Raw genomic sequence first — 25685 nt, forward strand, 5'->3', positions numbered from 1 at the left:
TCCCTAAAATCCACATATAGCCAACCCAAACTCGCCGGATTATTGGCTTTAATTCCAGACGATGCTCATCGATTCCCCACACTGCTACTAATGCGGATGCTCATAAAGTAAAGTTAAATCTAAATGCAGAAAAGCTTAGTGGTTTTAGGGTGACATTACTTCAAGACAGTAACTGAAGAGTACCTATTGAGGTACGCAAACACCCGTTGGTTTCGGACTGCGAATAGATGCACCAACACCTGAATTATAGGCTACCAGTCTTACTTGTCCTCGATCGTCCATTACCCAACCTTGAGCGGGAATAATTTCTTTGGGGGGAGTTTCTTCTATGGATGCTCTTTGGTTTTCTACTTGCTGACTTCCACCTACCGCTGGTTCCACCCAAGGCAACGGTTCTTCTGCGCTGATGAGAACATCGTTAGGACTCGGTGGTAATCCCCCACGCCCAGTCACAGTAAACTCGTTCTTGGCCCCTTGGATGCAGGGATTTGCAGCAATTAACGCAGCCGGATTCGCCACATTTTGCGGCAGTTCCACTAAACCTTGAGCGGGATTCACCCCAGAAGAACTAAATGTTACCGCCCCTTGCAAAGCCGCACCGCTACTTTGGGAAATCGCGGCGATGTCGCTGCTGGGAAGCTCAGATGTAGGACTTACTTGCAACGCTGCAAATTGGGCGTCACTGAGCCCCAACCTGGTTCTGACTTGTTCGCGGCCGACTGCTGTAAAGCCGAAGACACTGGGGACATTGATATTCACGCGGCCGCCGCCTGCTGTGCGGGCGTTGGCTGTGATGTCGCTGTTTTCTTGCGGGAGGGCGACAAGAATGTTGCTGTTGATGTTGATGTTGCCGCCGTCAGAACTGCCTGCATCGGTGGTAATTCGGCTGTTGCGGCGCAATTGGATGTCTCGCGCTTGCAGGTTAATATTTGCTCCTCTACCCGATACAGTTGTGCCGTCAATACTACCTTTGGTGTCAAGCCCGATCGAATTTGCGACAATATTGATATTACCAGCGCGTCCGGTTCCCGTAGCCTGCACTGTCACTGTAGCTCCATCTCTGACAATTAATCGTGAGGCATTTAGATTCAACGAACCGGCATTTGCCCTAGCATTGGGATTAGTACCAAATGTTTTGCCCACCGAAGCATCAATTGTACTGACAAACAGACCATTATTTGCGCTACCGCTGACCTCGATGCGATCGGCATTAACAGTAATATTCCCCCCATCTCCCACCCCCAAAGAACTCGTAGAAACTATCCCCCCATCCCGCACGGTTAGGCTTGGCGTATCAATGCGAATATCCCCACCCCGACTAGAGCTCAAAGTTCCAGAAGTTAGCGCACTAGCATTCTGAATTCCGCTGGTCAAAAGTTGAGAAATACCTGAAATTTCTACTGATTCAGTAGCCCTAACTGTTAAATTTCCAGCCGGCCCCCCTTGCTGAGAAAACAAAAACCTGCCAATTAACACACCCGTTCCTAATGTAAACGCAGAACCTCCAGAGAGAGCCAACCGCTTGGTATCAACATTAATATTCCCCGCCCTTCCGTTTGAGCCGATACTCAGGGTGCTAATTCCCGTTGACACAACTGTTCTCGGGCCGCTGTTAGACAATTCTACTGATTCAGCAGCTTTAATGTTGATATTCCCCGACGGGCCGCTGCTGTAGCTCGTCGTACCCAGAAGAGAACCGTCGCGCATTATTAATCTAGCGACATCAACACTAATACTTCCTCCCGCACCGCTACTTTCTTTAGCTGTCCCGTTGTTAATTCCAGAACCCACTATCTCAAAATTATTAGCGCGAATGATTAAATTTCCGCCCCTTCCACCGCCAAAAGTAATGCCGGTACCTACTACCCCATTTTTGAAGAGCAGCCGTCCGGTGTCGATCGTCATATTCCCCCCTGAACCAGCACCAGCACTAGCATTAAACAGCATAATTAGCGGCTCAAACGGGTCTATAGTTCCCGATACCAAATATTTAATTGCAACCTGTTGATAGCCCTCAACTCCCAGCCCGCTCATTTCTACTGAATCAGCAGCGCGGAAGTTGATATTGCCTCCTGCACCCTCTCCTAGAGTCAGGGTAGAAAATTGCGCTCCGTTTTCCACTCGCAACTGTTGGGCGGTGATATCGATACCTCTACCACCAATATTTCCCAGTGTCAGGGCATAAATCCGCGCACCGCTGATGGTGACATTTCCACCTTTTAACTCTACTTTGCCGCCACCGATTCCGCTGGTGTTGATAAGTGTGCCATCGGATATTTGAATATTGCCGAAATTCTGAATATTGTCATAATTTAAAGTTAAATTCCCCTGCCAATCAACCGGAGAGGTTAGTGCAAAATTAACTAAACCGGGACTGGCCGTGCTACCGAGTAAAATTTGTCCGCTGCTGGCCGTTATATTGCCGCCTGGGAGTTGGATGTCGCCGCCAATCAATGCTAAAGTTTGCCCTGGGTCTACTGCTAAACCGACTCGATCGCTAATCGGAATTGGCACAGCAGAGGCTGGGAGATTTAGTTTTCCTAAAGCCGTAGATTGATTGACAATTGCACCCGGATTCTCCCGAAATCTTAAACCAGCGGGAATATTAACGGTTAACAGCGGGGATGTTTGCAGGTTTGTGCTGCTGAATTCAACGCCGTTATTAAACACAATACTGTCAGCCGTTGAACCGATAAACGAACCGCGCAAATCTAACCTAGCATTCGGTCCGAAGACAATCCCTTTTGGGTTAATTAAAAATAAGTTGCCGTTGCCTAAAACTCCCAGAGTTCCTAAAATATTTGAGGATTTTCCTCCCGTAACGCGGGTGAAGATATTGGTAATTCCGCGGGGATTGTCAAAATAAGCTCCCCGCCCTTCACGGATGTTAAATTCGCGCAAGCTGTGAAAAAGGTTAACGCCGCGAAGTGCGCCGCCAGTAATTCTATCTGAGGGTAAGTTGTTGATCGTATCGGGAACTGTTCGCGAACTTTCTGCACCCAAGCTGCTGTCTGGGATAATTTGGGCGATCGCACCTCCGGGAAAAAGGCACAAATAACAACTTAAAACAAAAAGGTAAATCCTGACTGAAATCGAGCGATTTTCTGTTGAGTGAGGTACAGATATCGAGTCGGATAACGGTCGTGTCCAGCCGTGATAACTTAAGAGCCTAACCCCTAATAAGTGTCGCTTGTAGTCGAGTCTATCTCCCCCTAAATTCCCATCAATTCGGGGGAGTTTGAGAAGATTTCTTCCCCCTCGCTTATTCAGCGGGGTTAGGGGGGAGCGAGACTTTGATACAAACAACAAAGACGGTGGGTTTGAGGTTAAGTTGTCACGCCTTGGCACTGCCTTGTCCCTACGGTATTTCAGATTATTGAAAACTGGTGTAGAGTATTGGGATCGCTCTTTTAGTTCGTTAATTTTGCCCAGCCAGAAGTAGATATTTTGGAAAACCATAATTAACCTTTTGTTAGCTGACAAAAGCGACCTATTTTAAAGCATTTGCTATTTTCTGGTCATCGGGGTACACAAAGCGATAAAGGATTCCTGGTGCGATCGTCCAATTGACCCGCCACTTGATTCGCCACCAGCATAACTTCTCCTTGAGCATTTACCACCCAACCGCGAGCCGGAACAACTTCCCGATCCCGGATTTCCTTGAATTCCCTCGGATCTCGATCCGTTACATTCCGTACATTATCCGTTGCCGAACTTCCTGTCTCTTCCACCCACGTCCACGGCGTTCCAGAGCTGCTGAGGGTATCATTAGGACTTAATGGCAGTCCTCCTTTCCCAGTGATGGTAAATGCGCTCTCGGCCCCTTTCGTGCAGGGATTTGCCGCAATTAAAGCAGCCGGAGCGACAATATTTTGCGGGAGTTCCACTAAACCTTGAGCGGGATTGACGCCCGAAGCACTAAATGTAACAGTACCTTGCAAAGCCGGGCCGCTACTTTGGGAAATAGCGGCGATGTCGCTGCTGTTAAGCAGAGATGTAGGAGGTACATTCAAATTTGCAAATTGATCGTCCGTCAGCCCCAACCTGCTTTGGACCTGTTCGCGACTTGCTGCTGCAAAGCCCAAGATATTCGGGACCTTGACATTGACGCGGCCGCCCGCAGCGCTCTTGGCGTTGGCAGTGATGTCGCTATTGTTTCGCCCCACTAAAATCTCGCTGTTGAGGGTGATGTTGCCGCCATCGGCACCACCCGAATCGGTGGTAATTCGGCTGTTGTTGAGCAATTGGATGTCTCGCGCTCGCAAGTTAATATTACCCCCGATACCCAATATATTGGTGGCGTCAATGATGCCTTTGGTCTTGAGGGCGATCGAATCGGCGACAACATGAATGCTGCCAGCTGCTCCCGTTCCATCACTCTGGACGCCAAGCCGTGCGCCGTCTCGGATAGTCAACCGGCCCGCCGCAATACTCAAGTTTCCCGCCGCACCAGATGCAGGCGGCAGCCCCAAGAAAATCGTAGACAAACCTACTGAAGCTGTGCCGATGGTGCTGGGAAAGCCGCCTGTGGAAGTGCCGGCTATTTCGACGGATTCGTCCGCGGTGATAGTCACATTTCCCCCAGCTCCCGTACCCAGAGTTGAGGCTAGGATAGATCCTCCGTCTCGCAGGATCAACCGTCTGGCGTTCAACGTCACATCCCCGCCTTTGCCGCTCCCAACCGTTCCCGCATCGATCAGACTTCCGGAAGGAATAACTGAGCCTGCTCCGCCGCCGAGCACTTCCACCGACTCTGTTGCGTTGATGGTGATGTTTCCGCCGGGTCCCCCCGTAGGAATCAGGTTTTGTGTTACGGTGAGCCCGCTCGAAGAAGAGATGGTAGCCCCTGCTTCTACGCGCAGGGAGCGGGTGTTAATTTCGATGTTTCCTGCCCTTCCCGTGCCGCCAATACTGTTAGTGCTTAGACCGGTACCCAGGGGGCTATCCGATCGCTCTCGAGCTACTATTACCGAGTCAGAAGCTGTCACGATCAGATTTCCGCTGTTACCGGCACCAAAAGTCGAGGGCGAGACGAGGGCTCCGGCGCTGACACTCAGTTGACCGGTTTCGATAGCGATACTGCCTGCATTTCCGCTGTTAAATGTTGGGGTTAACAGTCCGGAGCCGTTGATTTCTACCGATTCAGAGGCTCTTATTGTCACGTTCCCGCCGTCTCCAGTACCGAGTGTAGGGTTGAATATTGCCGCTCCGTCTTGGATAGTTAATCGTTTGGTGTCGAGGGTAATATCCCCAGCTCTGCCGGCACCTACGGTTCCGGTAGTGATGCTGCTTTGGCGATCGACGATATTTTCCGGCTGTTGTGCTGCACCAGGATCGAGAACCCGTTGCCGAAAGTCTTCAAATCCTATTCCCTTGAGTTCTATATTCTCGGCGGTTCGGATCGATATCGGGCCTCCGGCTCCGCTGCCGATCGTGCCAGAGGCGACAAAGGCTCGATCTAAAAGGCTAAATCGTGCTGCTTCGATATTTATGCCGTAGCCGTCGATGCTTCCTAGGGTATCGGATACTAGGCTCGAGCCATCGCGCAATGTCACGTTTCCTCCGCGGAGCGCGATCGCGCCTCCCCCCGGTCCGCTGGCTGTTACCGCCGATAAACCTGATAATTCTATATTGCCAAAATTGGCAACATTTGTATAGTCTAAACCTAATCCTATAGGCGTGATGTTGAAGCTTACAAAACCTGGACTTGCCACGCTTCCTAATTGAATGTTCCCACTAAAAGCGCTGGCAAAACCATTATCAAAGATTACATCTCCTCCTACCATTGCTAAGGTTTGACCTGGAGGAACTGCTAAACCCACGGGGAGGGTTGTGCCTTCAATTTCTTCGGTGACACTCGAAGCGTTGACAATTGCACCCGGCTGCTCTCGAAAGCTCAAACCCACCGGAATATTTACCGTCAATAGCGGTACCCCTTGCGGGTTAGCGCTGCTGAATTCCATCCCGCTATCAAACACAATACTGTCTGCCGTTGTAGCCAGGAACGAACCGCGCACATCTAACCTCGCATTCGGTCCGAAGACAATCCCTTTTGGGTTAATTAAGAATAAATTTGCGTTTCCCAAAACTCCCAAAGTTCCTAAAATGTTTGACTGATTCCCGCCTGTTACGCGGGTAAAAATATTAGTAATTCCGCTGGGATTGTCAAAATAAGCTCCCCGTCCTTCACCTATGTTAAATTCGCGCAAGCTGTGAAACAAGCTTGAACCGCGTGTGGCGCCGCCCTCTATGCGATCGCTGGGCAAATTATTAATTGTATCGGGAACTGTTCGGGAATTTTCCGCACCCAGGGTATTATCTGGGATAATTTGGGCGATCGCACCTCCGGGAAAAAGGCACAAATAACAACTTAAAACAAAAAGGTAAATTCCGACTGAAATCGATCGATTTTCTGTTGAGTGACGTACAGAGCTTGGGTCTGATAACGGCCGTGTCAAGCCGTGACCGCGTAAGGCTATAACCCCTAATGAATGTCGCTGGTTTTCGAGTCTATCTCCCTTTAAATCCTCAGGAATTCGGGGGAGGTTGAGAAGATTTCTTGTCCCCTCTTTATTCAGGGGGGAGCGAGACTTCGATACACACAACAGAGACGGTTGGTTTGAGGTTAAGTTGTCACACTTTGGCAGTGCCTTGTCCCTACTGTATTTCCGATTATTGAAAAATGGTGTAGAGTATTTGTCTCGGTCTTTTAGTTCGTTAATTTTGCCGAGCCAGAAGTAGATATCTTGGAAAACCATAATTAACCTTTTATTAGCTGACAACAGCGACCCATTCTAAAGCATTTGCTATTTTCTGGTCATCGGGGCACACAAAGCGATACAGGATTCCTGGTGCGATCGTCCAATTGACCCGCAACTTGATTCGCCACCAGCATAACTTCTCCTCGAGCGTTCACCACCCAACCGCGAGCCGGAACAACTTCCCGATCCCGGATTTCCCTCGGAGATCGATCCGTTACATCCGGTACATTGTTCGTGGCCGAATTTCCTGCCTCTTCCAACCACGTCCACGGCGTTCCAGCGCTGCTGAGAACATCCTTAGGACTTGGTGGCACTCCTCCTTTGCCAGTGACGGTAAATGCGCTCTCGGTCCCTTTCGTGCAGGGATTTGCTGCAATTAAAGCAGCCGGATCGACAATATTTTGTGGCAGTTGCACTAAACCTTGAGCGGGATTGACGCCGGAAGCACTAAATGTCACAGTACCTTGCAAAGCCGGGCCGCTAGTTTGGGAAATAGCGGCGATGTCGCTGCTGGCAAGCTCAGATGTAGGAGTTATTAGCAAAGCTGCAAATTGATCGTCGCTTAGCCCCAACCTGTTTTTGACCTGTTCGCGGCTCGCTGCTGCAAAGCCCAAGATATTCGGGACATTGACATTAACGCGGCCGCCCGCAGCGCTCTTGGCGTTGGCCGTGATGTCGCTATTGTCTCGCCCCACTAGGATATCGCTGTTGAGGGTGATGTTGCCGCCTTCGGCAGCACCCGCATCGGTGGTAATTCGGCTGTTGCGGCGCAATTGGATGTCTCGCGATCGCAAGTTAATATTACCCCCGATACCCGATTCAGTCGTACCGTTAATGGTGCCTCTGGTGTTGAGGGCGATCGAATTGGCGACAACATTAATGCTGCCAGCCGCCCCCGTTCCATAACTCTGGACGCTAACCGTTGCGCCGTCTCGGACACTCAACCGGCCCGCCGCAATGCTCAAGCTTCCCGCCGCACCAGATGCAGGTTGCAGCCCGAACAAAGTCTGGTACAGCAAATCTCCCGAAGCTGTGCTGATGGTGCTGGCAAAGCCGTCTGTGGTAGTGCCGACTATTTCCACAGATTCCGAAGCGGTGACATTCAGATTTCCCCCAAGTCCCGCACCCAGAGTTGAGGCTCCGATAGCTCCTCCGTCTCGGACAATCAACCGTCTGGCCTTCAACGTCACATCCCCGCCTTTGCCGCTCCCAACCGTTCCCGCAGCGATTAGACTTCGGGAAGGAATGGAGCCCGCTGCGGTGCCGATGGCGAACACCGAGTCTTGTGCGTTGACGGTGATGTTTCCGCCGGCCCCCCCCTCCGGAATCAGCCTTTCTCTTGTCCTGAGCCCGCTGGAAGAAGAGATGCTAGCCCCTGCTTCTACGCGCAGGGAGCGGGTGTTAATTTCGATGTTTCCTGCCCTTCCCGTGCCGCCAATACTGTTAGTGGCTAAACCCGTACTCACGGGGCTATCCGATCGCTCTCGAGCTACTATTACCGAGTCAGAAGCTGTCACGATTAGATTTCCGCTGTTGCCGGCACCAAAAGTCGAGGGCGAGACGACGGCCCCGTCGGTGACACTCAGTTGACCGGTTTCGATAGCGATACTGCCTGCGTTTCCGCTGTTAAAAGTTGGGGTTAACAGCCCGGAGCCGTTGATTTCTACCGATTCAGAGGCTCTTATTGTCACGCTCCGGCCGTTTCCTGTACCGAGTGTAGGGTTGAGTATTGCCGCTCCGTCTCGGATAGTTAATCGTTTGGTGTCGAGGGCGATCTCCCCGCCCTTGCCGGCACCTAGGGTTCCGGTACTGATGCTGCTTTGGCGCTCGGCGATATCTCCCGGCTGTTGTGCTGCACCAGGATCGAGAATCTGTCGCCGAAAGTCTTCAAATCCTGTTCCCTTGAGTTCTATATTCTCGGAGGTTCGGATCGATATCGGGCCTCCGGCTCCGCTGCCGCTAGTGATGGAGCCGACAAAGGCTCGATCTAAAAGGCTAAACCGTGCTGCTTCGATCTTGATGCCGCGGCCGTCCAGGCTTCCGAGGGTATCGGATACTAGGCTCGAGCGATCGCGCAATGTCACGTTTCCTCCTCGCAGTGCGATCGCGCCTCCCCCCGGCCCGCTGGCTGTCACCGCCGATAAACCTGATAATTCTATCTTGCCAAAATTGGCAACATTTGTGTAGTCTAAACCTAATCCTAGCGGCGTGATGTTGAAGCTTACAAAACCTGGACTTGCCACGCTTCCTAATTGAATGTTCCCACTAAAAGCGCTGGCAAAACCATTATTAAAGATTACATTTCCTCCTACCATTGCTATGGTTTGACCTGGAGGCACTGCTAAACCTACGGGGATGGTTGTGCCTTCAATAACTTCGGTGACACTCGAAGCGTTGACAATTGCACCCGGATTCTCTCGAAAGCTCAAACCCACCGGAATATTTACCGTCAATAGCGGCACCGCTTGCGGGTTGGTGCTGCTGAATTCTACCCCGTTATCAAACAGAATACTGTCTGCCGTTGCAGCCAGGAACGAACCGCGCACATCTAATCTAGCATTCGGTCCGAAGACAATTCCTTTCGGGTTAATTAAGAATAAATTTGCGTTTCCTAACACTCCCAAAGTTCCTAAAATATTTGACTGATTCCCGCCTGTTACGCGGGTAAAAATATTAGTAATTCCGCGGGGATTGTCAAAATATGCTCCCCGCCCTTCACCTATGTTAAATTCGCGCCAACTGTGAAACAAAGTTGAACCGCGTGCGGCTCCGCCGGAAATGCGATCGCTCGGCAAATTATTAACTGTATCGGGAACTGTTCGCGAACTTTCCGCACCCAGGGTATTATCTGGGATAATTTGGGCGATCGCCCCAGATGGCAACAGCAGTAAGGCGCAAAATAGTAAGTAAAAATTGGTGCTAGCCATAAAATAACCTTTGTTTGAACAGGGGAAAGGAAACGGTTCATCAGTTTGAAGTTGACACCAATAGCCCGAAAGCCTGCCCTTGACTAGCTGTTATGGAGATATGTATTAACCTAATATCCATGCTAGATTCTGCGGCCCGGAAAATTTATGTAAAGTTTTTCCATTTGGCTGGCGCCCACAATTTACAACATCCAGATTTTTTCCGGCTGCCTCGCTATTATTCAATGAGAGCCCCGATTTCTTAAAGCCTGCGGGGTACTGGGTATTCTATTTTTGAAGATGCACCTTAATTTAGTCATTAAATGCCTGGTTTTTAGAAGGGAAAATAATTGACTCTAAAGTAGAGGCCTTTTTCCTGCAAAGTTCGATCGCCAGATTGAGCATTTATCAAAGGAATACCATAGTCTAGACGCACATTCAACCTATCGCCCATCTGCCAAACTAGGCCCAAACCTGCACCCAGCAGTTTGTCCGATTCAGGATTCGGCTTTTCTCCCGAATGGTTCCACCCTACCCCAAAATCGATAAACGGAGCGATTTGCAACAATCCTTGGACTTCCGGGACACGCCAAACCGGAATGCGCACCTCTGCAGATGCGATCGCACCGCTATCAGTTAACAGCAAATCTTGGCGGTATCCGCGCACGCTTTGAACGCCGCCGATCCCCATTTGTTCGAGGGAAAGCAGGGGGCGATCGGCTAACTGAATGTCAGAACGCACAATCAGCAAGGTTTCTGGGGCTAGCAGCCGCACGTATTGGGCTTGTCCGCGCCACGCCAGAAAGCGACTGTCAGGACCGCTGTCGTTAGCAGTAGCGCCCAGAAACTTGGTACCGAGGGAAAACTGCGATCGCGCCGCGAACACTTGGTTGGAACTCCGCTGCACATATTCTTGAAAAAAGCGCACAGCCGAAACCCGGGTTTCGCCGCGCTCGTTTGCTCCCGCCGAAAGCGCAAATCTCTCCCCCATCAGGAATGTGTCGCTTTCTTGCCGCGAAAAACTCAGTCCCAAAGCCAAACTGCGATCGGGCTTTTCGACAATCGGTTGGCGGTAACTTAACTCGTAAGTCCGCGATTTCCCCTCGATTTCTACACGCTCGAACGGTTCCTCGATAATGTTAGTGTTAGCAGCACTCGCAGCGAACCGAATTGTGCCGTTGCGCGCGTTGACGGGGACGGTGTAGCTGCCGTTGAATTCATTGCTGCCGTTGGTGTTAGCATAAGATATCTCTAATCCGTCGCCCAAACCGAGCAAATTTGCTTGATTGAGGCGAATACCGCGGCGAAAACTGCCGACGCTGGGCGATCGGTTGTTGTCTGCGAACACATCACCGTTAAAGGTTTCTGCTTCTTTTACCCGCACTTCTAAGCGACTGTTTTCCGGGCGGCTTCCGGCTTGGAGTTCGGCGGAAATAGTGCCAATTAAGGGGTCGAGTTGCAGCAGTTGCAAGGCTTCCAGCAACCGATCTCGGTTGAGGGGCCGTCTGGTGGCGCGCTCTAGGCGCGATCGCACGTAATTTGAATTTAAGCGCCTGTTTCCAGTAATCTCAATTTCATCTAATCCGCCTTCTATAATCCGAATTTTCACCACACCTCCCGATCTGGGAAAGGTTTGGTTGGCGGGAATTAGAGCGCCGGAATTGATGTATCCGGCCGCTACATATTTTTGAGTAATGGCTGCTTCTGCTGCAATCAGTTCGGCAAAGGTGATGTCGCGCCCCGCAAACTCTTTAATAACTTCTGCGAGTTCGCGATCGCTAAAAGCCGTGTTGCCCTCAAATTCAAAGCCCGAGACCCTAATTGTACCCGGAATTCTCGGTTTAGCATTGCCGGGAGCAGGTGTGAGCGGGGTTGGTGGGAGGGGAGACGAGGGGGGAGGTTGCGGTGCTGTTGGTGCAGGTAATTCCGGCTCTCGGGGCAGAATGGGGTTGGGCAGTTGGGCCAGGTGCGAGTCTCGATCGATACCCAAATCGGTTTTTTTTCGGTCAATATTTTCTTCTAGCTTTTGACCTCGGTTAAAAAGCTCGGTTTCTTGAGTTTTTGGGCTTAATGTGGTATTGGCAGAATTTGCCGCTTCCGGCGACGGGTCGGGAGTTTCCGCAGGTGCCGATAAGGGTAGAGTGGGCGACAGTGGCGCAAGTTCTGATTCAGGGGTTAACTGCGGAAACTCGTAAGCGGTCCGTAAGCCTTCGCGACTGTCAAGATTAGGGTCGGGAAGCAAAGGTCGATCGCCTCCGCTGCTAACTGCTGCCAAATCCTCAACATTGGAGGTCAAAATTTCAACGGTGCTAGCGGATGTTTTCGCTGGTTTTCCCAACAAAGCAAACCCAAAAATTCCAGCGAGTAAAAATAGTTGTTGCGATCGACAAGCCATAAGATTTAATTATTATCTCGCTTAAGTGGGAAAATTTTTTCAGGAAGTGAGCACCCTCAAGTAAAAATCAATTTTAACAGCAAAAAAACGTAACAGCCGTTGCAGCTAAGAGTTTCGTAGGCGGTAAATATCAAAAGGTCGATCGACCCCCGTTCATTTCCCAACGCTTAACCACCACCCCGGTTATTATCAGAACAAATATCCTGTAAGTCGATCTGCAACTGTATAAAACCCGGTTTATTTGGTCGAAAAACCTACGCTTTTAGTCTGATTCCGCGACCAGAATAGTTTTGGATGCACCAGTAGCAAGAAACCGGATTTTTTGCGCAAATACTTAGTTACAGCCTGCAGATGCTGTAAAAAACCCGGTTTCTTTGATTTGGGTGCATCATCCCAAATCCGACTTTAATACCCCCTTTATTCTTGAGTCCGCGTGGCCATACCTGGTGTGTCCAGAGGCGGTTGAAACCGCCAAGTCTTATAAAGGGGGTTTCTAACTTTGACTCTCCCCTGGCTAAAGCCGAGGGGATTCTAAGAGGATGTTACGAAACCGGATTTATCCGCGCTTCTTCACATTTTCTCTCTAGTTTCAGAAGATTAATCCTTCTTGGGGCAGTCAATGACCCCCTAGACACTCCGGCAAAGCCATTGTGCTTACTTTTCCTTCCGATATTTACTGAACCATTCAAGTCACTGTTAACCAGATGTTCCTCTTTTGTCCGATACAATCCTCGCTTAATTCGTTTACCAGAGAACTGGTAATTCTTAGGATTGTCGGCATTGTAAACAGGTAGTTCATCGCCATCGATAGCACTTGCCTTACTGGTATACGACTCTTCCTGTTCGGTGTAAACCAATCCGTATCGCCCACACAGCGATCTCAACTTAGAACGCAAAGAATAAAACGGGATTTCTACAAAGTTCTGGTTGTTGCACTTTCCGATGTTGATTTCCTGTTTGATTCCAGGATTATAACCAACAATCAGTTGTGCAATCTGGTGCTCGATGCAGTGGTTGACTATAAACCGTGCTGCCTTGTTCAGGTAATCTCTCACCTGATTATTGCGCCTTACCACCAGCTTTACTTGCTGGTTGGTAATACCTTTAATTCCCTGCTTATCCTTGATAGATTGCAGACAAGCATTGCGTTTGTTGTACCACTGGTTAATCGATTTAATTGGTTTGCCATCCACCAGGAAGGATGCCCCATTGGTATCAACACAAGCAGCAAGGTTGTCTACTCCCAAATCAATGCTAATCGCACTACTGGGATTAACTTCTACTGGTTCTGGTTCTACTTCGTTGATAAATTCAACCTCGAAGTATCGACCGTTGTATTTGGGGTGAATGCGAATCTCTTTGAGGAATTCGTAGTTAATGCGGTTGGGAAAGTTGATCCAGACTTCCCCAAACTGTTTCTTGAATTGATTGGACATGGGTATCCGAAACTTGCCGTCTTTGATGACCAGTCTCGGTACTTTTGTTTTGTCCTTACGGGTAGACAACCCGCAAGGTATTATCAGCAAGAAGTAGCCGTCTTTTGGCAAGTAGTGAGGAAGCTTAACTCGCTGTTGGTAGCTTCCCTCCCTAAGTGCACTAATCAATCCGTAGAAGCTTTTGAATGTTCGGTCTACTACCTTGAGTGTCTGTTGAGCAATATCAGTGTTCAGCAACTGGTAGTTCTCGTTAACCTTACACTCGTGGTAGTTCGACTCGTAGCGCAGGTGCTTGCGCTCCTGAAAGAAGTATTGTCGAACTGTGTAAAGCCCTACGTTGTAGAGGTTCTTACTCAGTCGGCACAATTCCTTGAGAGCCAAAAACTCGGACTTATTGAGTTCTCGCACTTGGTTCTTCTGGGTCAGGTACATAAGCATCTTTTCGCTAGTGTTATAAGTATACAGCGAAATGGCAGGATGAATCCTGCCTATCCGTTTTCCTCCCCGGTCTAAAGACGCAGGGTGTCCAACGAGGATTTTCTATGAATTATGCAGAGCGACCCGCACCAGCCGCCGCACCCATTTGAGCCCCGTCAGCCAATCCCACCAACTTAGCGCTCAACTCCCACATCCGCTCGCCTTTTTCATCATCGCGGGCCTGGGGAGAAACCTTCTGCACAAAAGACTTGCCATCTTTTTTCTGGCGATTTCCCCAACTCCAATAAGCCCCAGATTGCTTGTATTCTGGATCTGCAACCACCATCGCCAGCCTTTCCCCCGCCAACTCCTGCGACACGTAACCCCCCGTGATATTCTTCTGAAACAGCGGGAACAGCTTCTGAAAAAGGGGATAGTGATTGCGGAAGAGCGGCGTATCCGCCACGCATCCCGGATAAAGCGAAGTGAAAGTAATCCCCGTGGATTCGTGAAAGCGGCGGTGCAATTCCCGCATCGTCAGCACATTGCAAACTTTGCTATCTTTGTAAGCCTTGACCGGTTCAAACTTTTTGCCATCAACCATTGAAATCGGGTCTTTGAAACCCGCTTCAAAACCCTCAAAATTGCCCAAATCCGGGCGCGGCGGAATCTTCCCGCCCAACTCGTCTGGATTGTGAGTCACAGTTCCCAAAATCACGATTCTCGCATCGGAATAATAGGAAGGCTTCAGATTTTCCATCATCAGGTTGCACAGCAGGAAATGACCCAGGTGATTGGTAGTCATCGTCAACTCATAACCCTCCGGGCTCCGCAGCGGTTCCTTAATCAAAGGCATATAAATGGCCGCGTTACACACCAAAGCGTCCAGAGGCCTGCCGCTTGCCTTAAATGCGCGAGCAAACCTGCGCACGCTCTCCAAATCGCCCAAGTCAATCTGCATGATGGAGAAACTGCCTTCAGGTATGCCCAACTCTTGGGCGGCATTTCCGGCTTTCCCCACGTCCCGACAGGCCATGACTACGTGCCATCCTTTGTCTGCGAGAGCTTTCGCGCCGTACAAACCGACGCCGGAGGAAGCGCCGGTAATGATAACCGTGGATTTGTGATTTTGTGCCATCTTGTTAAAAGCGCTTCCGCTATTGATTATTTTCAGGTACTCAAAAGCTGAGCTAGCAGCTCGGATGTTTTGAAATGTCCTACGCTTATTAGGATATGAGGAAACGTTCTCGATCTCAACTGCCTTTTTGCCCAAGGGCTAGATCGACTCTTTTTCCCTCTCTTTGCGGGAGTTGCCCCTCAAACACAGATCGAAGATAAGACTGTCAAGAAAAAAGTAAATTGGTTGATTGAACAAAATATTTACGATCGCGAATCCGAATTTTTGCCAGAACTACAGAAACAAGGATACATTTACCAAGAAACCAAATATCTCTATTTTCGTCCAGAAGCAGCTTATCAATAGTTCCCCCCTGATGATTGTGTTTTATTCATGGGAACCCTGAATTTGGGTCGGGATATCTTAAGAACTTCGGGGATTCCTGGAGGTTATATGGACGAAAAGAATCTCCGCTGTTCCAGTTACTACACTTATTTCGCTCAATACTTGTTAAATAATATCATTTCTGGTTACACCGGAATGAGGTTGACGGTTGACGGTTGACTGTTCACTGTTGACGGTTGACTGTTCACGGCGTCAACCGTCAACAGTGAACTCGAATTTACTATTCCAATGCTAACGGATTTGATATAATATAGCTTTTCTCAGTAACATGAGGTGCACGGTTGATATAGGGCATCGGCCTGCGCGGGCATAGGGCATACCTCACTTTATTGAGAAAAGCTATAAATATTTCATTCTTTCTTTGGGCTAATTGCTCCGAAGAAAAACCGAAATTATGGAATACTTCAAGTCCGATGGAGATTTGTTTGTCCGACCTGCCAGCAATATGAAGTCATTTCGAGTAGGGTTTTTAACCTGAATATTTTAAATACCATGCAGTCTCTAGGAACTAAATTATAGCCTTTCTCAGTAACATGAGGTACTATCTGGCCTAGGGCATAGGGCATACCTCAGCACGCTTGAGAACCGCTATAAAAAGAGACGAAACAACATTGGTATTAGTCAGTGGTAAGCGAGCAATTACAAAATAATGGATATTTTTTGTTTGTAAAAATCAAATTATTACTGGTTCTCTGTATTTAGTTGGAGCAGAAAGAGTTGATGAAACAATCAGGGGAGGATATTTAGAAAACTATCTTAGCGAAGTTTTCTGTCCAAGTGAGTTGGTACCCAGAATCTGTCTACACGATCGATATCTGCGAGTCAGAGGGAGAGCTTTATGTCTTGGAACTTGGTTCTTTTAGTTGTGCTGGAGAATATGCTTGTGATTTGAGTGCGATCGTCGAATTTGGTGCCAAAGCAGCTTGGGAAGATTACGAAGCACTCAATCAATTTTAGATTGGCCAGATTCCAGACATCTTAAAGAAGTCTGGGATCTAACAGCAGGTGTCATCCATGTCATCTGATGCTCAGGAAATAGCTTGAGATTCCTGATAGGTAGGGAAATCGATATAACCTTCAGGCCCAAAAGAATACCAGACGCCCATTTCAGCAGGCGGATTGAGCGGCCAATTATTAGTAAAACGCTCTACCAAATCCGGATTGCTGATAAAATCCCGACCAAAAGCAATTAAATCCGCAACTTGGCTGCTCAGGGCCGTTTCAGCCTGTTCTTGAGTATATCCGCAGTTGCCGACGAGCGGTCCTGCAAACACATCGCGAAACTCACCTATCATCATCGGCTTTCCCAATTCGTGAAAGCCAAAAGCCAGACCGTCCATCAAGTGAAGGTAAGCTAAACCATAGGCATTTAACTGCCCCGCGATATACAGAAAATCTTCGCGATAACTGGGAGAACCCATATCATTGTAAACACCGTTGGGAGAAAGTCTAACTCCCACTCGGTTTGCCGGAAATACTGCGATAATCGCCTCGACAATTTCCTTAAGAAAACGGTAGCGATTTTCAACGGGTCCGCCATAGGCATCAGTGCGGTGATTGGTTTTGGTTTGCAAGAATGTGTCAATGAGATAGCCGTTAGCTGCGTGAATTTCTACACCGTCAAAACCTGCAATTTTTGCTCGTTCAGCCGCCTGGCGAAAATCTTCTACAACCAGGGAGATTTCATCGGTTTCTAGAGGGCGGGGAGTTTCGTAGGGTTGTTTGCCGAGAGGAGTATGAATGCTGTCTCCATTGATTTTGATGGCAGAGGGTGCAACTGGCAATTGATTGTTTTCATGAAAACTGCTGTGGGAAGCCCGCCCGCTGTGCCAAAGCTGCATGAAAATCGGCGTTTCGCGGGCATGAACCGCAGTCACAAGTTGTTTCCAAGCTTCGCCTTGCTCGTCTGAATAAATACCGGGCGTATTGAGCCAACCAATAGCTTGGGTAGAAATCACTGTGGCTTCTGTAATGATTAAACCAGCGGATGCCCGCTGAGTGTAATACTCTGCCATCAAGGCGTTGGGCATCCGCGCTTCACCGGCTCGGGCTCTCGTCAGGGGTGCCATGACTACTCGGTTTTTTAAGGGTAAATCTCCGAGTTTGAATGGACTCAGTAGAAGTGGAGAAGTTCTTTTGGTATTCATGATTTTGGTATTTTGTCAACTAAAAAATGAGGCTAGTTCAGAGTTCGATCGCGGGTGTCATCCATGTAATCTGAGGCTCAGGAAATAGCTGCCGATTCCTGATAGGTAGGGAAATCGATATAACCTTCAGGCCCAAAAGAATACCAGACGCCGATTTCAGCAGGCGGATTGAGCGGCCAATTATTGGTAAAACGCTCTACCAAGTCAGGATTGCTGATAAAATCCCGACCAAAAGCAATTAAATCCGCAACTTTGGTACTCAGGGCCGTTTCAGCCTGTTCTTGAGTATATCCGCCGTTGCCGACGAGCACACCTGCAAACGCATCGCGAAACTCACCTATCGTCATCGGCTTTCCCAATTCGTGAAAGCCATAAGCCACATTGTCCACCAAGTGAAGGTAAGCTAAACCATAGGCATTTAACTGCCCCGCGATATACAGAAAATCTTCGCGATAACTCGGAGATCCCATATCATTGTAAACACTATCGGGAGAAAGTCTAACTCCCACTCGGTTTGGTGGGAATACTGCGATAATCGCCTCGACAATTTCCTTAAGAAAACGGTAGCGATTTTCAACGGATCCGCCATAGGAATCAGTGCGGTGATTGGTTTTGGTTTGCAGGAATGTGTCAATAAGATAGCCGCCAGCCGCGTGAATTTCTACACCGTCAAAACCTGCCATTTTTGCCCGTTCAGCCGCCTGGCGATAATCTTCTACAACCAGCGAGATTTCATCGGTTTCTAGAGGGCGGGGAGTTTCGTAGGGTTGTTTGCCTAGAGGGGTATGAATGCCTTCTCCGTTGATTTTGATGGCAGAGGGGGCAACTGGCAATTGATTGTTTTCCTGAAAACTGCTGTGGGAAGCCCGCCCGCAGTGCCAAAGCTGCATGAAAATCGGCGTTTCGCGGGCATGAACCGCAGAAACAAGTTGTTTCCAAGCTTCGCCTTGCTCGTCTGAATAAATACCGGGCGTATTGAGCCAACCATTAGCTTGAGTAGAAATCACTGTGGCTTCTGTAATGATTAAACCAGCGGATGCCCGCTGAGTGTAATACTCTGTCATCAAGGCGTTGGGCATCCGCGTTTCACCGGCTCTGCATCTGGTCAGGGGTGCCATGACTACTCGGTTTTTTAAGGGTAAATCTCCGAGTTTGAATGGACTCAGTAGAAGTGGAGAAGTTGTTTTGGTATTCATGATTTTGGTGTTTTGTCAACTGAAACATGAGGTAAATTAAGCGTTCGATCGCGAATGACGATAACTTGAATCGCCCGCCATGCTAACGGCATCACATATTCACGATCGATTATCGCTCGTTGCGCGATCGGCCTGAGTTCAAAATGGTGTCGCCGCCTGTAAGTGCAGCCTTTCTCCCAACTGCGGATGCTCAAAGGAAAGTTCCCGGGCGTGCAAGTGTAGGCGGTTCGCAGCAACCCGACATCCGTAAAGCCGATCGCCCAAAATCGGTATCCCCAACCCTCGAACATCCGCTGCATGAACCCTCAATTGATGCGTGCGTCCCGTCAGCGGCCAAAATTCGATGCGAGTATTATTTCCCTCCCTCGCCATTACCTGAAAGCGAGTAACGCTGGGTTTTCCCCACTCCCCATTGACTTGCTGGTAAGGGCGATTTTCTGGATCGCCCCAAAGTGGGAGCTCGATCGTCCCCGTGTCAACATTTACAGTACCGGAAAGCACCGCTTCATAAACTTTGTGAACCTGCTTTTTTTCAAATTGCTGCCTGAGTTGACTGCTGGTTTCTTTGTCCCGCGCCAATAGCAAAATACCCGATGTTTCCCAATCTAAACGATGCACCGCCGTCAAATCCCAACTATCCGGTAACAAGTTACGCAAACGACTTAAAACACTATCTTGATTTTCCAGATAACGACCGGGAACTGACAGCAACCCCGAGGGTTTATTGACTGCAATCAACCATTTGTCTTCATAAATAATCGGTAACATTTGCGTAACGGGCAAGATGCCCGTTCCACAAGAAAAATTATTGCTTGTGGGGAGTAGGGATTGGGCTTCTTGCCCGCCCGTAAAACCCTCATCCCTATTAGAAACCATCGGATTTTGACCCAATCCTGACAGCAAAAAACCCATCAACGGCCCACACCGATCGCCACAAGCGCCGTAAAATTCTCCCTGAACCTTATCCCCGGATGGCGGCCCCCACCAAAACTCAGCCATTGCCAGGGGTTTCAGATTGTGTACTGCGGCGCAGTGGAGCAATTTTGGCGCGCAGCAGTCGCCGGTGCCAGTGGGAATAGAATTAGCGGGCATCAATGAGGAGATCGATCGCGAATTCCCCAAAAAATTTACCAGAGTGTAAGCTGCGTGCATTTGCCCCTGAAGTTCCCGGGAAAGTTCTTTTCGCCGCTGTTTCAGCGCCCGCATCCGCCCCTCGGCAGCTTCAATTAATTGTTTTAGCGGCTGCAATGTTTCATCCCGCTGCCGTTTCAATTGCCTGCGTTCAATTCCCTCCAAACGGCTTTCTTGATTGAGTTGTTCGAGGGCAATTTCTAGTGTCTCTGCTGCGAGAGTTTGACACACTAACTTACGTTTTTCGTCTCGGTGCTGCTTGCTATTGCGGTGGCGATCGCTCAAAACTTGCAATTGCAATTCAAACTCGCTAAATAAGGCTTCATACTGTTGTCGCTGCGGGAGTTGCTTCAGTGCAATAAGTTCCTGTTTCATCGCCTCCAATTGAGTTAACGTGCGAGCTTCCTCGAAAGCAACTCGCTCTCGTCCCGGAATCGGCGGCACCCAGCCTTCAACAATGCTGCAACCATTCAGCAGCCCGGAAAATGCTTTGAGTATACCCTGCTCCCCCGAAGGCATCTCCACCAGCAATATGCCATACATCTTGCCCTCGCGATCGTAGGAACCGTCAGCAGCCAGGTACTGCATCAAACCTCGGGCGAGATCCTCGGACATTCGAGTGCGCGGCAGTCTCAGCAGCTGGCCGCTTTCAGGACAACGGCCTTGGTACCAATAATTGGGGCGTGAGTCGATCGACCCCGCATCACAATCGGTAAAGCAGTCCGCAAAATCTAAAAGCTTGTGTACCAGTAGCATCTTAAATTTGGTTTGAAATCTGGAGCGCTCTGTATTTGTTGGTGTCCTGACCGTATTTTACAGCGGTATACGATCCGTAGGAACGGTGGATAATTTTATACCTACTACAATTAGGTAAAAATCATTGGTCGCAGCAAACCTGATATGCTAAGTTGGTTTCATTAACAGCAGCAAGTTAAGAAAAGCATAAGTTAATATATAAGACTGCAAGCTTGTTATCCCACTAAATTTTTTATGTGCAAGGCGTATGCCAGACCTCTCGACTTCTGCCACAGAAAACTCCTCAAACCCCCAACCAGCTCTGCTGCCGCCGATTTTTAGAATTTTTGCAGCATTTCCAGATTACGATCGGGGCAATAGATTGTACGCATCGGGAAGGTACGAAGCGGCAATCCTTTGCTACGGAAAAGCGGTTCAAATTAAGCCGGACTGGGCCCGGGCGTGGCTGAATCTGGGCAAAGCTTACAAGCAACTGCACTCCTGGGCAGAAACGGTGGCCTGCTGCGATCGAGCGATTGCAATTAATCCCGAAGAATATTGGGCTTGGATGCTGCGGGGGAGTGCAATGTTAAGTTTGCAGAATCACTCAGAAGCGATCGTAGCTTTAGACAAAGCAATTCAAATCAATCGAGAAAAGCACGAAGCTTGGTATCAGCGGGGCAGAGTATCAGAGGAATTGCAGCAGTGGGAGACAGCAGCAAGCTGTTACAAAAGAGCGACCCAAATTCATCCGAATTTGCCCGCGATGTGGTGCCGGCAAGGCAACGCCTTGCTGCAAGCCGAGCGCTACCCTGATGCCGTGGCCGCTTACGAGCGCGCGCTGAAACTCGTCTCGACTAATGGGGAAGCTTGGCTGAACCGAGGTTTGGCTTTGATGAAGGCGGAACGCTACGCTGAAGCTGTAACTTCTTACGATCGGGCCATTCAACTGCAACCGCAAAATAGTCTAGCTTGGTTCAATCGGGGCATTGCTTCAGCAAAATTGCACAAATATGCAGAAGCGGTCACAGCTTACGATCGCGTACTGCAAATGCAGCCCAACGACTGCGAAGCTTGGTTCTATAAAGGAATGGCCCTCCAATACCAGTGGCCCGATGCAGCAATTGGTTGTTTCGATCGGGCAATTAAAATTAATTCTTTTTATGCCGAAGCATGGATCGGGCGCGGTCAAACACTGTCAGAAACGAGAGATTTTGAAGGGGCGATCGCTGCTTTTGACAAAGCCATTCAAATTAATCCGAATTTCCCGGAAGCTTGGCTGGGTAGAGGCATCGCCCTGGCAGGATTGGAACGCTACAAAGAGGCTATTATCGCTTACAGCAATGCCCTACAAATTGAAGGTAATTTTCTAGAAGCTTGGAATTTGCGAGGCGAAGCTCTGGAAAAATTGCAGCAATACGAAGAAGCGATCGCCTGTTTTGATAAAGTAATCTCTCTGAGTTCGGAAGCAGAAATTACATCAAAAGTAGGTTTGCAGCAAGGCGCGGCGCTGGAAAAATTGCAGCGTTACGAAGACGCCGTCGCAGCTTACAACCGGGTAATTAAAATCGTGCCAGACAATTTTGAAGCGTGGTTGAAACGCGGCAACGCTCTCTCAAATTTGCAGCAGTACGAACAAGCTCTAGCATCATACGATCGAGCAATTACTATCTGGCCCGACAGCTACCAAGGCTGGGTGCAGCGAGCTTTAATCCTCGATAAAATGCAGCGCTATTCAGAAGCACTCGTCGCTTTTGACCAAGTGATTCAACTCAAGCCCGACAACTGGGAAGCTTGGGCGCAGCGGGGCGACGTTTTGCAAAAATTGCAGCGGACTCAAGATGCCATTACCTCTTACGGAATAGCCCTGGAAATCAAACCAGATTACTACGAAGCTCTAGTCAATCGAGAAGAATTGAGACTCAAGGGCGTGATGTCAGGAAAGTGGTAATAGGAGCATCCCAAGGATAGCTTTCTTTCGTAGTGTTCGCTCTCAGATAACGAAGCGAGATACATCTTGCTCCCTAGCAGGAGGCTCGCTGTCAGATATAAGCTGTGCAGTGTTCTGAGGGCCAACACTCCTAAAACATTCCCTCTTTTCTCTTCCTCTGCGTGCTCTGCGCCCTCTGCGGTGCATAAAAAAATCTAATTCATAAATTAAATAGTATTGCTATAAGCTGTTGTGCATTTAAATTGTATGTTGCGGGCGGGAGTTCCTGCCCACCCCACAAGAATGAAAATTTATTTTACCATGCAATTTAAATGCGGATTAGCTTAGGTCGGTAAAATTCGCTCAAGGAAGTAATAATATCGTGTCCAGTAAAAAAACCCTGAGCAGGTTGGTAGGGAGGTTTTTCGATAGGAAATAATATGAATGGTCGGCAAACATTAACTAATCAGAAGATGAATCGGCGACTCAAAACACTGATATCTGGTGGAACACGCAGGAGGCCTGCCTGTTCCATAAAAATGCCTGATGTCAGTTATAACTGAGCTCAGGCACTGTTCTCAATAAGACCCAATCAACCCGGTAACAGCGACAAAAAATCTCTGCTCTGGGCTCGATCCAGCAGCAAGAAACCAAGCGGATGACGCCAAGATTGTCAGATGTCAGTTATCACGAATACTTTCTGTTGCCGATGGCCCGCTCAGCACCCAAAATTGAAAATTATGATAGCCAATTGCTGATTTTGCTGGCTTCATGTTATAGTAGTTTTTCAAGAATTAAATTCGGTTGCGTAGTTTGTTGGTGTTTATTTACAAGCGTCTCTCCGAATCTAAATCTCTGCACCCTAATGATTCTGGAGATTTTATGTCGATTTACGTGGGTAATCTTTCATATGAGGTAACATCAGAGGACCTCAACGAAGTATTTGCCGAGTACGGTACTGTCAGCCGCGTCCAAGTGCCAATGGATCGGGAAACAGGGAAGATGCGGGGTTTTGCTTTTGTGGAAATGGCAAGCGAGGCAGAAGAAGCAGCAGCCATCGCAGCTCTAGACGGTGCTGAATGGATGGGCCGCGACTTGAAAGTCAACAAAGCAAAACCTCGCGAAAACAACAACAGACGCCCCTCGGGCGGTGGCGGTGGCTGGGGCGACAACGATCGCTCTTCACGACGCTACTAAGCTTTGAGACAGAAAATTAGAGTTTTGGTAGTTGAGGGCAGGTGGGAATGCTGCTTCTTTTTCAGGTTGTTCTATCGACCCGCCAAATAAAACTCGCAAACCTCTAAGTCAGTTTTGCCCCCTCCTTCGAGGGGGCTTTGTTTTTGGCAAAAAATCCCGCGAGGTACCTCTGCGGTGCAGTTATTAGTCTAGTTCGTGATTCGGTATCCTCTTAACTTCTTTTTTTAAGAGGCTGTCGGGATTTCTGGGATCGACTCCTGTAAACTATCAAACTAGAATTAAGCACAAAGAAAAGTTAGAATAACGACAAAACTCAATATTGCCCAGAACCACCAAACTATCTTTACCGAAGATTAGTTGAGAAAACCAGCCGAATATCAGCCAGTATCTTGATTTTGCCTGAATAAAGATGTCCAAGGTCTACAGCACGGCGGAACTCATTAAAATCCTCGAAGAAGAGCGCCAAGCCTGCTTGCATGGGCGGCGCCTCAACTTGACTCAAACTCCTGCTACAGGCAACCCCGTGATTGACCGCTTTCTCAAATCAGAGGGCGTTCAGAAGTTCACTGCCTATCAAAATTTTAAGGCTGCCGTGCACGAATACCAGCGGGAACATCAAGTTTCTGGGATTGTCTGGCGGGAAATTGCGGTTAAAGGCAATACTCTACGCTATCCCGCAGTGGATGAGGAATTAATAGCTCTACCGATTGATTTGATAACGCTGAAGGCAGCTAAGATTTCTATGTTGGAATTCTGGCAGCAGGTAACTGCGGGGATGGATTTGTATTTAAGCATTAACAGCGGCAAGGATTTTCGATCGATCGAGCCGGTTGATGTAGAGGCTATAGCACAGCGCACAGAATGGGCCAGTCTCTCGAACTGGGAAAAGTTGGATTTTCTAGAAATTTTGTTGCAGTTGGGCTGGGGGAAGCCGGAGGAAGCCTATTACAAGCGGGGATGGCCCACCTCGGGCAGCGAGTACATTCACGCCGTAAAACCCGGACAGCGGCCAATTTGTTAATTCGTAATGGGGAATGGGTAATTGCTAAAAGTCAAACTAAATCGCCAAATACTTGGGTAAACAGACTCATAGCAATACTTCCGACAGTTTTTGAACAGAGACACGATCGCGCCCTGAGCCCTGAATCCGATTTAGTATGGTTGGAAGCGGTTTGGGCTTTTTATGAGCGCGATCCAAACACCAATTATTATTGTAGGGATTGTCTTTGTGAGATATTTGCCGTGATTTAGACCCCATTTCTATCCATGATAAAACTAACATGAGAAAACTAAGTTTATGGGTGCAACAACTCAGCCTAATCTTGGGGGGAATTATGGCGGGTGTTTTCCTGGGAGAATTAGCTCTTCATCTCGGAGGAATTAAAGGTCTGAAAAAGCCCAGTGAGCCTGTCTCTTTTGAGATTTACAGATTAGACGATCCCGCTGGAGCTTGGTCATTGAATCCGGGCGCGTCTTTCGAGTGGCAGGGTGAAGGGGAGCGCTCATTCATCCACGCGAATAAAGATGGTTTACGCGAGCGTGAACATACGAAGGAGAAACCACCAAAAACTTTTCGGATCGCGGTGGTGGGAGATTCCTTTGCCGAAGCTTTACAAGTGCCGATGGAAAAGACTTTTTGGTGGAAAATGAGAAAGCAACTCAATAAAAAATGTACTGCTTTAAGCGATCGCAAAGTTGAGGTAATTAATTTTGGGGTTCAGGGTTATGGGACTGCTCAAGAACTAATGACTTTGCGCCATAAAGTCTGGAAATATTCTCCCGATTTAGTGATCTTAGCTTTTTTCCCGGGCAACGATCTTATTAACAATTCAAAAAAACTTGAGTTTTATAAACGTCGGCCCTATTTCGTCTATAAAAATGGTGAATTAGTCCCAGATATGTGATGGTTAAA

General features: G+C 48.6%; 15 protein-coding genes. 6 read left to right on the forward strand and 9 right to left on the reverse strand.

Annotated elements, in window-relative coordinates; all coding sequences use genetic code 11:
• Nucleotides 1-183 precede the first annotated feature (183 nt).
• The 6 genes from QUB56_RS17105 to QUB56_RS17130 all read right to left on the reverse strand — a co-directional run bounded on the left by QUB56_RS17105 (nucleotide 184) and on the right by QUB56_RS17130 (nucleotide 15053).
• A complete protein-coding gene (locus QUB56_RS17105; protein WP_332956705.1) occupies nucleotides 184-3054 on the reverse strand; it encodes an S-layer family protein in 2871 nt (956 codons plus the stop codon).
• Between the two features lie 464 nt (nucleotides 3055-3518).
• Nucleotides 3519-6758 (reverse strand): two-partner secretion domain-containing protein, encoded by a 3240-nt coding sequence (locus QUB56_RS17110; protein WP_332956707.1) that lies wholly within the window; start codon nucleotides 6756-6758, stop codon nucleotides 3519-3521.
• A 59-nt stretch (nucleotides 6759-6817) separates the two neighbouring features.
• Nucleotides 6818-9688: a two-partner secretion domain-containing protein gene (locus QUB56_RS17115; RefSeq protein ID WP_332956709.1), complete on the reverse strand. Its 2871-nt coding sequence runs from the start codon at nucleotides 9686-9688 to the stop codon at nucleotides 6818-6820.
• 313 nt (nucleotides 9689-10001) lie between these two features.
• Nucleotides 10002-12062: a ShlB/FhaC/HecB family hemolysin secretion/activation protein gene (locus QUB56_RS17120; protein ID WP_332956711.1), complete on the reverse strand. Its 2061-nt coding sequence runs from the start codon at nucleotides 12060-12062 to the stop codon at nucleotides 10002-10004.
• 542 nt (nucleotides 12063-12604) lie between these two features.
• Nucleotides 12605-13930 (reverse strand): transposase, encoded by a 1326-nt coding sequence (locus QUB56_RS17125; RefSeq protein WP_332956713.1) that lies wholly within the window; start codon nucleotides 13928-13930, stop codon nucleotides 12605-12607.
• 115 nt (nucleotides 13931-14045) lie between these two features.
• Nucleotides 14046-15053, reverse strand: a complete 1008-nt coding sequence (locus tag QUB56_RS17130) for a protochlorophyllide reductase (protein ID WP_332956715.1) — start codon at nucleotides 15051-15053, stop codon at nucleotides 14046-14048.
• 372 nt (nucleotides 15054-15425) lie between these two features.
• Between QUB56_RS17130 and QUB56_RS17135 the strand changes: the two genes are divergently transcribed.
• Both QUB56_RS17135 and QUB56_RS17140 read left to right on the forward strand, forming a co-directional pair.
• The gene (locus QUB56_RS17135; protein ID WP_332956716.1) at nucleotides 15426-15596 is read left to right on the forward strand and encodes a hypothetical protein; all 171 of its coding nucleotides are present in this window, start codon (nucleotides 15426-15428) and stop codon (nucleotides 15594-15596) included.
• Nucleotides 15597-16214: 618 nt separating this feature from the next.
• Nucleotides 16215-16394, forward strand: a complete 180-nt coding sequence (locus tag QUB56_RS17140; RefSeq protein WP_332956717.1) for a hypothetical protein — start codon at nucleotides 16215-16217, stop codon at nucleotides 16392-16394.
• Between the two features lie 71 nt (nucleotides 16395-16465).
• Here the strand turns inward: QUB56_RS17140 and QUB56_RS17145 are convergent, their stop codons facing one another.
• From QUB56_RS17145 to QUB56_RS17155, 3 genes are all read right to left on the reverse strand, one after another.
• Nucleotides 16466-17584 carry an alkene reductase gene (locus QUB56_RS17145; RefSeq protein WP_332956718.1) on the reverse strand — a complete coding sequence of 373 codons (1119 nt, stop codon included), beginning with the start codon at nucleotides 17582-17584 and terminating at the stop codon, nucleotides 16466-16468.
• 77 nt (nucleotides 17585-17661) lie between these two features.
• Nucleotides 17662-18780 carry an alkene reductase gene (locus QUB56_RS17150; RefSeq protein ID WP_332956719.1) on the reverse strand — a complete coding sequence of 373 codons (1119 nt, stop codon included), beginning with the start codon at nucleotides 18778-18780 and terminating at the stop codon, nucleotides 17662-17664.
• A 138-nt stretch (nucleotides 18781-18918) separates the two neighbouring features.
• The gene (locus QUB56_RS17155; RefSeq protein WP_332956722.1) at nucleotides 18919-20526 is read right to left on the reverse strand and encodes a pseudouridine synthase; all 1608 of its coding nucleotides are present in this window, start codon (nucleotides 20524-20526) and stop codon (nucleotides 18919-18921) included.
• A gap of 388 nt (nucleotides 20527-20914) precedes the next feature.
• On the opposite strand from QUB56_RS17155, the gene QUB56_RS17160 reads away from it, so the two are divergent.
• The 4 genes from QUB56_RS17160 to QUB56_RS17175 all read left to right on the forward strand — a co-directional run bounded on the left by QUB56_RS17160 (nucleotide 20915) and on the right by QUB56_RS17175 (nucleotide 25677).
• Nucleotides 20915-22597, forward strand: coding sequence for a tetratricopeptide repeat protein (locus QUB56_RS17160; protein ID WP_332956725.1), 1683 nt, complete (start codon nucleotides 20915-20917; stop codon nucleotides 22595-22597).
• Between the two features lie 861 nt (nucleotides 22598-23458).
• Nucleotides 23459-23773, forward strand: coding sequence for an RNA-binding protein (locus tag QUB56_RS17165; RefSeq protein WP_332956726.1), 315 nt, complete (start codon nucleotides 23459-23461; stop codon nucleotides 23771-23773).
• Nucleotides 23774-24182: 409 nt separating this feature from the next.
• A complete protein-coding gene (locus tag QUB56_RS17170; protein WP_332956727.1) occupies nucleotides 24183-24794 on the forward strand; it encodes a hypothetical protein in 612 nt (203 codons plus the stop codon).
• Between the two features lie 313 nt (nucleotides 24795-25107).
• Entirely contained in the window at nucleotides 25108-25677 is a 570-nt protein-coding gene (locus QUB56_RS17175) for an SGNH/GDSL hydrolase family protein (RefSeq protein WP_332956728.1), read from the forward strand.
• The last annotated feature ends 8 nt before the right edge of the window (nucleotides 25678-25685 follow it).

Source organism: Microcoleus sp. AR_TQ3_B6 (genome assembly GCF_036702785.1).
In the GTDB taxonomy this organism is placed as follows: domain Bacteria; phylum Cyanobacteriota; class Cyanobacteriia; order Cyanobacteriales; family Microcoleaceae; genus Microcoleus.

What these genes read in the sequence shown, in the direction of transcription:
- QUB56_RS17110 (WP_332956707.1), bottom strand. Translation starts at nt 6,758, where the DNA reads ATGGTTTTCCAAGATATCTACTTCTGGCTCGGCAAAATTAACGAACTA.
- QUB56_RS17115 (WP_332956709.1), bottom strand. Translation starts at nt 9,688, where the DNA reads ATGGCTAGCACCAATTTTTACTTACTATTTTGCGCCTTACTGCTGTTG.
- QUB56_RS17120 (WP_332956711.1), bottom strand. Translation starts at nt 12,062, where the DNA reads ATGGCTTGTCGATCGCAACAACTATTTTTACTCGCTGGAATTTTTGGG.
- QUB56_RS17125 (WP_332956713.1), bottom strand. Translation starts at nt 13,930, where the DNA reads ATGTACCTGACCCAGAAGAACCAAGTGCGAGAACTCAATAAGTCCGAG.
- QUB56_RS17130 (WP_332956715.1), bottom strand. Translation starts at nt 15,053, where the DNA reads ATGGCACAAAATCACAAATCCACGGTTATCATTACCGGCGCTTCCTCC.
- QUB56_RS17135 (WP_332956716.1), top strand. Translation starts at nt 15,426, where the DNA reads ATGGGAACCCTGAATTTGGGTCGGGATATCTTAAGAACTTCGGGGATT.
- QUB56_RS17145 (WP_332956718.1), bottom strand. Translation starts at nt 17,584, where the DNA reads ATGAATACCAAAAGAACTTCTCCACTTCTACTGAGTCCATTCAAACTC.
- QUB56_RS17150 (WP_332956719.1), bottom strand. Translation starts at nt 18,780, where the DNA reads ATGAATACCAAAACAACTTCTCCACTTCTACTGAGTCCATTCAAACTC.
- QUB56_RS17155 (WP_332956722.1), bottom strand. Translation starts at nt 20,526, where the DNA reads ATGTCCGAGGATCTCGCCCGAGGTTTGATGCAGTACCTGGCTGCTGAC.
- QUB56_RS17160 (WP_332956725.1), top strand. Translation starts at nt 20,915, where the DNA reads ATGCCAGACCTCTCGACTTCTGCCACAGAAAACTCCTCAAACCCCCAA.
- QUB56_RS17165 (WP_332956726.1), top strand. Translation starts at nt 23,459, where the DNA reads ATGTCGATTTACGTGGGTAATCTTTCATATGAGGTAACATCAGAGGAC.
- QUB56_RS17170 (WP_332956727.1), top strand. Translation starts at nt 24,183, where the DNA reads ATGTCCAAGGTCTACAGCACGGCGGAACTCATTAAAATCCTCGAAGAA.
- QUB56_RS17175 (WP_332956728.1), top strand. Translation starts at nt 25,108, where the DNA reads ATGGCGGGTGTTTTCCTGGGAGAATTAGCTCTTCATCTCGGAGGAATT.